This is a genomic window from Clostridium sp. (genome assembly GCF_047718555.1).
Taxonomy (GTDB): domain Bacteria; phylum Bacillota; class Clostridia; order Clostridiales; family Clostridiaceae; genus Clostridium_I.
Map to the genome: position 1 here is coordinate 1 of NZ_JBDNRK010000122.1, position 2,430 is coordinate 2,430.

Annotated in this window: 2 protein-coding genes; both read right to left on the minus strand. The window is 29.1% G+C overall.

The annotated features are described in order from the left end of the window. Positions 1 to 177 precede the first annotated feature (177 nt). Complete coding sequence (locus ABF633_RS20675) at positions 178 to 726, minus strand: MarR family winged helix-turn-helix transcriptional regulator (RefSeq protein WP_415526620.1); 549 nt, start codon at positions 724 to 726, stop codon at positions 178 to 180. A 293-nt stretch (positions 727 to 1,019) separates the two neighbouring features. After that, a complete protein-coding gene (locus ABF633_RS20680; RefSeq protein WP_415526622.1) occupies positions 1,020 to 2,108 on the minus strand; it encodes a GGDEF domain-containing protein in 1,089 nt (362 codons plus the stop codon). Positions 2,109 to 2,430: the final 322 nt, after the last annotated feature.

Consider the following 2,430-nt stretch of genomic DNA (forward strand, 5'->3'; position numbering starts at 1 on the left):
AAAATTCAGATGGGGTAAAAGAATCCCCACCTGAATTAAGAACTTGCTTCAATAACTAAATTACAACCCATATAACCTATAAAATAATGCACATAAAAAAACTACATGTGATAATGGCAGCATCCGCATAAAGATGCTGCCATCACAATATGTAAAGATTTATATTAGAAGATCTGTTTATCTTCTCTCACTTCTTCGTATTTCAAATTCCTTTAGTGCTCTCTTTTGCTCTTCATTGAGTCCTTCTTGAATTCTCACGCCAGCGTCTTCTTCAAAACCATCTTGCTCTTCACCATCAAAACTATACATTTTTTTTAATAGACTCCACAATATTTCCATCTCTTCTGTGGAAAAATCTTTAAAAAGATCTGCAAAAAAGTTCAATGATTTTTCAGAACAATCTATAGCTGCCTGTTTTCCTGCCTCAGTAATTTTAACATTAACCGCCCGTTTATCCTGCTGACTTGGTACAGTGATGACATAGCCTTTATTTTCTATAATAGTTATCAGTTGTTTCACACTCTGCTTGGTGGTACCTAATTTTCTCGCAATATTATTCAGAGTAGTTTTATCTTCCGGTAAATGGGCAATTGCAATCATTGTCATAAGCTGTCTTGAGGTTAGATTCTCAAAATATTGATCACCTTTTACCTGAAGCTTATTGGCCAGAGAAAAAAGTGTAGCATAAGTTTGCTGCATTAAAAACAACTCTCTGTAAAGATCCATAAAAACTCCTCACCTTTCTTTTCTGACATTATATTGTCTAAAATAACAATAGCAGAGCATTTGACATTTATCAATATACTGTCTAATATTTTTTACAACTATGAAAAGTGGTGGAGATCACTTTTTTGAAGCAAAAGCTTAGTTAAATAAACTAGCTCATAAGGCTCTCGTTCACCATATCTTATTATTCTGCAGAGATTTATATATTTAATTATGCATTCAATTAAATAAAAACAATAAATCTAATTTATTATCTAGAACCAACTGCAATTGAGTATACTGAATTTGGTCTATTATTTATTTACTTTTGCTAAAACCACTTTGTTTCTTCCATTGCGTTTAGCTGTGTAGAGTGCTGAATCAGCATCCTCAAAAAGTTTATCCAAATCTGATGTAGTATCAGGATAGGTAGCTACACCTATTGATACTGTTATATTTATTTTTGTATTATCATTAAGGATAAATTTATAGTTTTCTATTGTACTTCTAAGTTTTTCAGCTATCTCAACTGCATGATTTGGAGAGCAATCCAATAACAAAACAGAAAATTCTTCTCCACCATTTCTTGAAACTATATCAAAGCTTCTACAGGTATCTATTAATACACTGCCCAATTGCTTTAAAATAATATCACCATTTTTATGACCATAGGTGTCATTGACTTTTTTAAAAAAATCAATATCTATAAAAAGAATAGACAGCCTCTCATTTTTTTCTTTTACATTAACAAGTATCTTGTTAAAAATAGTGTCAAAACATCTAACATTATTTAATCCAGTTAAAAAATCTTTTGAGTAACCTTCCTTTAATTGTTTGTATAGACTAGTTAATTCACTCAAATAAGCTGTATATTTATATACAACTATAGATACTAATATCATTATTATCCAGTATATTAATATAAGTTTTATTAATATCTCAGTATTTTTTATAATTATATTAAAGGATACTGTAACAATTATCAGATTGAATATAACAGAATAAATCCAAAGCTTTTTTTTAGTAGTCCTTAAGTTAGAAATCATACCACAGCCTATACCTTGAAGTAAAGCTGTAATAAACGCAGAAATTGAAGATTGATTTAACCCAAAATAAGAAACTCTAAAAATTCCAATTATTAAGCTTGATATAAATGAAGGAATTAAGCCTCCATAAATTGCAGTCAGTATTATAGGTATATTACGAAAGTCAACTATTATATTAGTGTTAATATGTAAACTGTAAAGCATTAATATTATTCCAAGCAGACTGCTTATTACACCTGTAGTTATTTTTAAACTTATAGGTGATTTATGACTTAAATTTTTATCTTTAAATAACTGATGTGATATACTGATAAATGTCACCAAAATACATGCATTTACAAATAAATCTCGTAACATATAATTTTCGCCTCTCAAATTATCATGTTAGACATATATATAGCTTTTTCTACATATTTCTACCCAATAATTATAGGATAAATAAATAAATTTATCAATTTAATTTTCTCTTAATGCTACTTAAAGATATCAGGTTTCAATTCCATCTCATGAAATTTAACTTAATGTGCGGAATTCTCCCACTCTCTATAGGTGGGAGATGGATAGCACTTGCTTACGGGCATAAATGTGATAAATTACATGAAGTTATATAAATGTGCTGTCAGTACACTTGTAAAAAAGTGTTTACGAATAGAAAGAAGCAGTTATGGAAAAAATATTT